Below are 8,307 nucleotides of genomic sequence, written 5' to 3'. Positions count from 1 at the left end.
GGGAGGTTCAGTGATGGCGAAGTTCAGACTGCCGGCCAATTCCCGTATTCAATCCGGGCAGCGCCATGCCGCGCCTTCCGGCGCCGAGAACGTCAAGGTATTCAAGATCTACCGGTGGAATCCGGATGAGGGCGGCAATCCCCGCCTGGATGTCTTCGAGGTGGACCGCGCCGGCTGCGGCCCGATGGTTTTGGATGCGCTGATCAAGATCAAAAACGAGATCGACTCCACGTTGACGTTTCGCCGTTCGTGCCGGGAAGGGGTGTGCGGCTCCTGTGCCATGAACATCGGCGGTCGCAACACCCTGGCGTGCACCAAGCCCATTGATGATATCGACGGGGAAATCGGTATCTATCCGCTGCCGGCATTGCCGGTGGTCAAGGATCTCGTGCCGGACATGAGCCACTTCTACGCTCAATATGCCTCTGTAGAGCCGTGGCTGCAGGCCAAAACGCCGGTGTCCGGCAACCGTGAACGTTTGCAGTCCCGGGAGGACCGCGAGAAGCTCGACGGCCTCTACGAGTGCATTCTCTGCGCCTGCTGCACCACGGCCTGTCCGAGCTGGTGGTGGAGCCCCGAGCGTTATCTGGGGCCGGCGGCGTTGCTGCAGGCGCAGCGCTGGCTCGCCGACAGCCGGGATGAGGCGACCGGAGAGCGCCTGGATGCCCTGGAGGACCCCTTCAAGCTCTATCGTTGCCATACCATCATGAATTGCGCGGAAGTCTGTCCCAAGGGGTTGAATCCCGCGCAGGCGATCGGGCGCATCAAAGGACGGCTGCTCGCGCGTCGCTGATGCGCTTTATGCCCGAGGGCGGTTTGAGTGAGTGAGATCGCGCGGCTGCGCTGGCGTTGCCGGCGGGGCACCAGAGAGCTGGAATATCTGCTACAGCAATTTCTGGACCGCCATCTGGGTCGGGAAGCCGATGAGCTTGAGGTATTCGAGCGCTTGCTCGAGTGTGAGGACGACCGGCTTATCGATTGGCTGATAAAGGGAGATGATCCGGCCAATGAGGAACTCTGCGTCCTCGTCCAGCGGATGCGGGACAGCTTTGGTTGTTGAGGTGATGCCTTCGCCTCGGCTGCTGGGGTTGGTGGTTGCGCTGTACACGCTCGCTATGCTGCCGGCGCTGCTGTGGTCCGAGCTTGCGCTGTCCTACCGCCTAGGCTGGGTCACGCTGGTGGGCGCGCTCGGTTACCGTGAGCTCAGGCGTCACGGCTGGGCGCGCCCCGCGGCGTTCGTGCATCGCCTGGGACGCACGGGCGATGGCTACTGGTTCTTCGAGGTGGGTGGAACACGGTTCGCGGAGGCGATCGTGAGCGATCGGTTGGTCGCGCCGGGATTGTGTGTCTTGCGCCTGACGAGCCCGCAGCACAGCCGCACGGTGGTCCTTCCCACGGATGCGACCGATCCGGCGAGCCACCGGCGTCTGCGGGCGGCGCTGCTGACGGCTCACTGATCCGGGGGCGGGCGGAAGGCGTCATCGCTTCTGCGCCGATACGGCCGTGGTGCCTCCGGTACGAGGATGGTTGGAGACAGCGGTATCGCGGTGTCCGGCTGCGGATAGTCCAGGATGTAGTGCAGCCCGCGGCTCTCTCGGCGCCGCAGCGCGCTGCGAATGATCAGATCGGCCACCACGGCCAGGTTGCGCAGCTCCACCAGATCGGCCGTGATGCGAAAGTTGCCGTAATACTCCTGAATTTCTCCCAGAAGCAGATCGATCCGCCGTTTTGCCCGTTCCAGGCGCTTGTGGGTGCGCACGATGCCGACATAGTCCCACATGAAGCGCCGGATCTCGTCCCAGTTATGGCTCACCACCACCTGTTCGTCGGAATCGGTCACCAGGCTCTCGTCCCATGGGGGCAGCTCGGTCGGCTCCTGCGGCGTCTCGGTGAGCGTGCGCGCGATGTCATCGGCGGCAGCGGCGCCATAGACGAGGCATTCGAGCAAGGAATTGCTTGCCAGGCGATTGGCGCCATGCAAGCCGGTGCAGGAAACCTCGCCGATGGCATAGAGTCCCGGCACGTCGGTGCGGCCATGCCGGTCCACCAACACGCCGCCGCAGGTATAGTGGGCGGCCGGAACCACCGGCAGAGGCCCTTGCGTGAGATCGAAGCCGAACTCCAGGCAGCGCCGATGGATGGTCGGGAAATGCTCGCGCAGGAACGAGGCGGGCTTATGGCTGATATCGAGGTAGACGCAGTCGATGCCGAGGCGTTTCATCTCGTGGTCGATGGCCCGGGCGACGATGTCCCGGGGGGCGAGCTCGCCTCGCGAGTCGAAACGGTCCATGAAGCGCTCGCCGCTGGGCAGCTGTAAGCGCCCCCCTTCACCCCGCACGGCCTCGCTGATGAGAAACGATTTGGCGTGCGGGTGATAAAGGCAGGTCGGATGGAACTGGATGAACTCCATGTTGGCGATGCGTGCGCCGGCTCGCCAAGCCATGGCGACTCCATCTCCCGTGGAACCGTCCGGGTTGCTCGTGTAGAGGTAGACTTTGTTGGCCCCGCCGGTTGCCAGGACCACGCAGCGCGCTTGCACGAGCGAGACGCGGCTGCTGCGCCGATCAAGCACGTAGGCGCCATAGCAGCGATTGTTGCGGGCTCCGAGCTTGCCTCCGGTGATCAGGTCGACCGCGACGTGGTGCTCGAAAATCGTGACGTTGGCGCGCTCGCGTACTTGCTGTTCCAGAGTGGTCTCGAGCGCGCGCCCGGTCGCATCGGCGACATGAGCGATGCGACGGTGGCTGTGCCCCCCCTCGCGGTGCAGGTGCAGGCCCTCGGTGCCGTCCGCGCGCCGCTCGCGGGAGAACGGCATGCGTACTTCGACGAGCCACTCGATCATACTGGGGGCGCAGCCGGTGACGAATCGCGCGATCTCCGGATCGCAAAGCCCGGCGCCGGCTTCCAAGGTGTCGGCCACATGCGAATCGATTGAATCGGGCTCCTCGAGCACGGCCGAAACACCGCCCTGGGCGTAGAGACTCGATCCTTCGGTCAGCGGCCCTTTGGAAAGCAGCGCGATTCGGGCGGTGCGCGGCAGGCGCAGGGCCAGCGTCAGCCCGGCGGCACCACTGCCGACGATGAGCACGTCATAAGAGATCGTCGCATTTTCCATTTAATTGCACCTGAAGGATGGGATCGGCTACCCTCCTGCTGTGCTGCCGCGGAAAGATCGATACGGGCCGGGACGGTAGACGGATCAATTCAAACTTACACTGTGACCGCGCGAACTATCCATGCTTCTCACTGTCTACCGACATAGACTAGTCTGCTTGTGCCGCCGGTGGTTGATCTCCGGATGAAAGGGGGATCCCGCACCGATCAGGAGCTGGTGGCACGTGTGAAGGCCGGTGACAAGCAGGCTTTCAATGTGCTGGTGGAAAAATATCAGCACAAGCTGGTCAAACTGATATCGGGCTACGTCCATGACCCAAACGAGGCGTTGGACGTGGCGCAAGAGGCGTTCATTAAAGCGTATCGGGCGTTACCCAACTTCCGTGGCGACAGCAGCTTTTATACGTGGTTATACCGGATCGGGCTCAATACGGCGAAGAACCATCTCGTCTCGCTGAATCGCCGCCCGCCCGATAACGACATCGATGCCGAGGACGCGGAGCGTTATGACATCGAGTCGCGGTTGAAAGACCATGATACACCCGAGGCAATCGCCCAACGCGATGAGATTGAGCGTACGGTCATCATGGCCATAGAGGAACTCGCGGAGGATCTGCGAACCGCAATCACATTGCGAGAGCTCGAAGGCCTCAGCTATGAGGAGATCGCGCAAGCGATGGACTGTCCAATTGGTACCGTGCGGTCGCGAATATTTCGGGCCCGCGACGCCATTGCCAAGCGTTTGCGGCCAATCTACAGCGATAGCATCAGTCTAGCAGGTGACGGGTTATGACGGGTGGGCTGAACGAGCAGCTGTCGGCGCTGGTCGACGGTGAGCTTCGAGAGGAAGAAGCGGATTTGCTGTTGCGTCAGTTGGCGCACTCAAAAGAGCTCAAAGCGCGCTTTGCGCGCTATTGCCTCATCAGTGAGGCGATGCATCGCAATCTGTCCGTCGCGGCGGGCAGCGACCTTACCGAGCGAGTAGCACGTGCCCTGCAGGATGAGCCCAGCCATGGCGCTCCTCAGCCTCAGGAACGGCAGCGCCCTCACCGGCAACAACATCAAGAAAGGCGTCAAGTATGGCGGGGCCGAGCGTTCTTGCGACCTGCGGCGGGCATGGCGTTCGCGATGACGGGCGCGTTGGCGATGGTGGCGCTGTGGCCCCAGCAGCAGCAGGAAATGGCGTCGGCACAGGCGACGCGGCCGGCCGTTGCGGTACAAAAGGCGGTGGTCCGGAGCCCACAGCCAATGCAGGCGGTCGAGTCCCCAGAGCAGAGCGCGCCGCGTAATGTGGCCGTCAAGACGACGAAAGGCGGTCAGCGCGAGTGGGAGCGACTTGATCCGCAGGTCCGCCAGCAGTTGACGGATTACCTGGTCAAGCACAGCGAGCGCTCGGCAACGGATCAGATGGACACCGCGTTGCCGTATATGCGAATCATCGGGTATGAAACCGGCGAGTGAGTTGCGCGCGAGACGCTGTTTGCCGTTCGGAGCCTTCGTTTGTTTTGCGATTTGTCTGGCGTTCGTTGCCCAAGTCCGGGCCGAGACCGATGAAAGCCAATCGGCGCAAGCCTTGCTTCAGCGCATGGCGCATGCCGTACGGTTCACCAACTACGTCGGGGTCTGCGTCTATCGCTTCGGCAATACCCTGCAGGCGATACACGTGGTGCATCAGGTCAAGGACGGTCACTGGCGCGAACGGCTGAGCGCCTTGAGCGGGCCGCAGCGGGAGATCGTCCGCGGTGATGTGCATGCCCGCGAAATACGAGCGAGCGGCCATTTCGTGGCGCAGAATCTTGCGCTGTTGGATACTCCCTTCGGCACGGCCTTTTCGGGCAACCCGGCGCGTAGCGGCGGCTTCGAGGGTATGCACGAGCGTTATCGCCTGGAGCTGCGGGGCAGCGAACGCGTGGCGGCGCGTGAGGCGAGCCGTCTGGATATCGTGCCGCGTGATCAATTCCGTTACGGCTACCGTTTGTGGATCGATAAGAGCACGGGTCTGCTGCTGCGCTCGGACCTGATCGACGATTCGGGTGTTCCCCTGGAGCAGATCATGTTCACGTCGATCGAGACCCCGGAGACGATCGCGGAACACTGGTTCGCGTCCTCACGCAGTAAGGATCAACGAAACTGGCATCGCAAGCGCATCCACTCCGGAGTATCCGACAAAGTGGCCGCCGATACGCCGGGGTGGGTGATCGACGATGTGCCGCAAGGTTTCAAGCTGACGTTTCGAGGGCGCCGTCCGGTGGCCGCTAACGGACAGGGACACATAGAGCATTGGCTTTACAGTGACGGACTGGCTACGGTGTCCGTCTATATCCGCCCGCAAAGCGAGCATCCGTTCGAGGGCTGGTCGCGTATGGGAGCGGTCAGCACGTTTGGCCGGACGCTGGACGACCATCAGGTCATAGTGGTGGGAGAGGTTCCTCCGGCGACGGTCCAGCGAATCGGCGCCTCGGTGGGCCAAAGTGCCGACGTGCAATGACCTGGCTCTTCACCCAAAGGACGGCCCACCAAGCAGCCGCCAGCGCGCAGATGACGGCAGTGGTAATGCCGCGAAGCTGACGGCACAAGCGGCGCGCCGCTCAAAACCTTGTGATCGGTAGCACCCGCCGCCCGCCCGACGGCTTGCTCATGACTCATTCGGTCCGCTCCCTCTGGGAAGTCGAGCGCCGCGCGGCGGCGGTAGCCCACAAAAGGCGGTGGCACGCAGATACGGGCCTTCCCAGCCCCATCGTGTTCCGGCGAGCGTTCTTTCACGGTCGACATCCAGCAGTTTTTCGATGACCCGTCAGCGTCCAAAGCGTATGATGCGCAAGCACTTGGGCGGGGTTTTGATTTCTCCGAAGATGGCCGGGTTTCGACCGACGCACCGGCGGGCGCAAGCCAGGTTCGTGCGTTTGAGAACGGGCGTTGCGCGCGAGGTGCGGCCCGGGGCGGCTTTAACCTCGATTCTCCGCGCGCTGATCAATCATGGCCGGATCCCGCGTGGTGCGCAGGCGACGAAACTTACCCAGCTTGCCAGACGGCCCGTGTCCGCCGATAAATGGGCATTGACGATCGGCTCCGCTGAGCGATCACCGGCGGTTCTGGCACGGCATGAAATATGGCGGTATGCCGTTGGATTTCTATGACGACGCGTAGATTGGAGCAAATTCGTAACTTTTCCATCATCGCGCACATCGATCACGGTAAGTCGACGCTGGCCGACCGGCTGATCGAGCGCTCCGGCGCGCTCAGTGAGCGGGAGATGGGAGAGCAGGTCCTCGACAGCATGGACCTGGAGCGAGAGCGTGGTATTACGATCAAGGCTCAGAGCGTGTCGCTCGATTACCGGGCGAATGACGGTCGTCTCTATCAGCTCAACTTCATCGACACACCCGGGCATGTCGATTTCTCCTACGAGGTCAGTCGTTCGCTCTACGCATGCGAGGGCGCCTTGCTGCTGGTCGATGCCTCGCAGGGCGTGGAGGCGCAAAGTGTAGCGAACTGCTACACCGCGGTCGAACAAGGGCTCGATGTCCTGCCGGTGCTCAACAAGATCGATCTGGCATCGGCCGATGCCGACCGCGTCATACAGCAGATCGAAGAGATCATCGGCCTGGACGGGCTCGATGTCCTCAAGATCAGCGCAAAGACGGGCCAGGGAATCGACGAGTTGCTGCAGGCGATCGTCCAACGTTTCCCGGCTCCGATGGGCGACCCGGAAGGGCCACTCAAAGCGCTGATTGTTGACTCCTGGTTCAACAATTATCTTGGCGTCGTCTGCCTGGTTCGGGTGTTCGACGGTGCCGTGCAACCGGGTGATAAGATTCGCGTTTACTCCACCGGGCGGGAATTCACCGTGGATCAGGTCGGGATCTTCACTCCCAAACGGACCCAATGGCAGAGCCTTACCGCCGGGCGGGTCGGTTACGTGGTTGCCGGCATCAAGAACCTCGACGGGGCGCCGGTTGGGGATACACTGACTCACGCCAATCGACCAAGCCTCGCTCCGCTGCCGGGATTCAAAGTGGTCAAGCCCCGCGTGTTCGCTGGCGTTTTTCCGGTAAGTGCCGACGATTACGAAGACTGCCGTGATGCGTTGGCCAAGCTCCGGCTCAACGATACCGCGCTGCGCTATGAACCCGAGACCTCTCAGGCGTTGGGTTTCGGGTTTCGCTGCGGTTTCCTCGGCATGCTGCATATGGAAATCGTTCAGGAGCGGCTCGAACGGGAATACGGTCTGAACCTGATTACCACGGCACCGACCGTTGTCCATGAAGTCCTCACGGCCCGCGATGTGGTCCTGGAGGTGCACAACCCGTCGGACTTGCCGCCACTGGGCGAGATTACGGAGATCCGCGAGCCCATCATCCACGCGAGCATTCTGGTGCCCCAGGAATATCTAGGCAATGTGATCAAGCTCTGCGAGGAAAAACGCGGCACTCAGAAATCGCTGCAGTACGTGGGCAATCAGATAGCGCTGGACTATGAGATGCCCATGAGCGAAGTGGTGCTCGACTTTTTTGATCGGCTCAAATCCGCAAGCCGCGGATACGCCTCGTTCGACTACGAATTCCGCCGCTTTCAGGCGGCTCCCCTGGTAAGGCTGGATATACTCGTCAACGGTGATCCCGTCGATGCGCTTTCTATCATCGTGCACCGGGATCTGTCGCAGAGCCGCGGGCGCGAACTCACCGAGCGGCTAAAAAGCATTATTCCCAGGCAAATGTTCGAGGTGGCGATTCAGGCCGCTGCCGGTGGCCGGATCATTGCGCGTTCCACAATCAAGGCCCTGCGCAAGAATGTCACGGCTAAATGTTACGGCGGTGATATCACACGCAAGAAGAAACTGCTGGAGAAGCAAAAGGCCGGAAAACGGCGAATGAAACAGGTAGGCAAGATCGAGATTCCGCAGGATGCTTTTCTCGCTGTTTTGCAGGTGGATCAGGGTAACAAATGACTATCATACCTATCCGCTTAGCTCCACGAGCGGGTTTTGGAATAGCCGGCAAGGCGAACTCTCGTGTACCAAACGTTTCATGGTCAAGGGCGGATAATGGGCAATGTTTTGCAAAGCCCGGGCAACCAACCTACCCACGCCGCGGGTTTTGCGTCGGTTATAGCGAAAGGCGAACTCATCGAGGTAGGCTTGCAAGTGTTTAGCGCTGATCGCTCCGTGGTGGGTGCCGAGCCACCAGCGCTTGA

General features: G+C 61.7%; 8 protein-coding genes and 1 pseudogene. 7 read left to right on the top strand and 2 right to left on the bottom strand.

Annotated features, from left to right (window positions below):
• The first annotated feature begins 13 nt into the window (after positions 1-13).
• The 3 genes from AC52Q4_RS02140 to AC52Q4_RS02130 are packed head-to-tail and all read left to right on the top strand — an operon-like array spanning position 14 to position 1,457.
• Complete coding sequence (locus AC52Q4_RS02140) at positions 14-793, top strand: succinate dehydrogenase iron-sulfur subunit (RefSeq protein ID WP_495535156.1); 780 nt, start codon at positions 14-16, stop codon at positions 791-793.
• A 27-nt stretch (positions 794-820) separates the two neighbouring features.
• Positions 821-1,060 (top strand): FAD assembly factor SdhE, encoded by a 240-nt coding sequence (locus AC52Q4_RS02135; protein WP_495535155.1) that lies wholly within the window; start codon positions 821-823, stop codon positions 1,058-1,060.
• Positions 1,061-1,064: 4 nt separating this feature from the next.
• Positions 1,065-1,457 (top strand): hypothetical protein, encoded by a 393-nt coding sequence (locus tag AC52Q4_RS02130; protein ID WP_495535154.1) that lies wholly within the window; start codon positions 1,065-1,067, stop codon positions 1,455-1,457.
• Here the strand turns inward: AC52Q4_RS02130 and nadB are convergent.
• A complete protein-coding gene (gene nadB, locus AC52Q4_RS02125) occupies positions 1,451-3,115 on the bottom strand; it encodes an L-aspartate oxidase (protein WP_495535153.1) in 1,665 nt (554 codons plus the stop codon). The two genes, AC52Q4_RS02130 and nadB, sit on opposite strands and share 7 nt — an antisense overlap.
• A 183-nt stretch (positions 3,116-3,298) precedes the next feature.
• Here nadB and rpoE point away from each other — a divergent pair, with 183 nt between their 5' ends.
• The 4 genes from rpoE to lepA all read left to right on the top strand — a co-directional run bounded on the left by rpoE (position 3,299) and on the right by lepA (position 8,062).
• On the top strand, positions 3,299-3,907 hold the full coding sequence (rpoE, locus tag AC52Q4_RS02120; RefSeq protein ID WP_495535152.1) for an RNA polymerase sigma factor RpoE: 609 nt from the start codon (positions 3,299-3,301) through the stop codon (positions 3,905-3,907).
• A complete protein-coding gene (locus AC52Q4_RS02115) occupies positions 3,904-4,575 on the top strand; it encodes a sigma-E factor negative regulatory protein (protein ID WP_495535151.1) in 672 nt (223 codons plus the stop codon). The genes rpoE and AC52Q4_RS02115 overlap by 4 nt, the downstream gene beginning before the upstream one ends.
• Complete coding sequence (locus AC52Q4_RS02110) at positions 4,559-5,602, top strand: MucB/RseB C-terminal domain-containing protein (RefSeq protein WP_495535150.1); 1,044 nt, start codon at positions 4,559-4,561, stop codon at positions 5,600-5,602. Before AC52Q4_RS02115 ends, AC52Q4_RS02110 begins: the two co-directional genes overlap by 17 nt.
• Before the next feature lie 645 nt (positions 5,603-6,247).
• Positions 6,248-8,062 carry a translation elongation factor 4 gene (lepA, locus tag AC52Q4_RS02105; protein WP_495535149.1) on the top strand — a complete coding sequence of 605 codons (1,815 nt, stop codon included), beginning with the start codon at positions 6,248-6,250 and terminating at the stop codon, positions 8,060-8,062.
• A 150-nt stretch (positions 8,063-8,212) separates the two neighbouring features.
• Here the strand turns inward: lepA and AC52Q4_RS02100 are convergent.
• Positions 8,213-8,307 (bottom strand): annotated as a pseudogene (locus AC52Q4_RS02100) (transposase); the annotation flags it as partial.

The sequence above is a fragment of the Nitrococcus sp. genome, from assembly GCF_059432795.1.
Note: the sequence above shows the minus strand (reverse complement) of the source record. Positions and strands in the feature narration are given on the sequence as shown.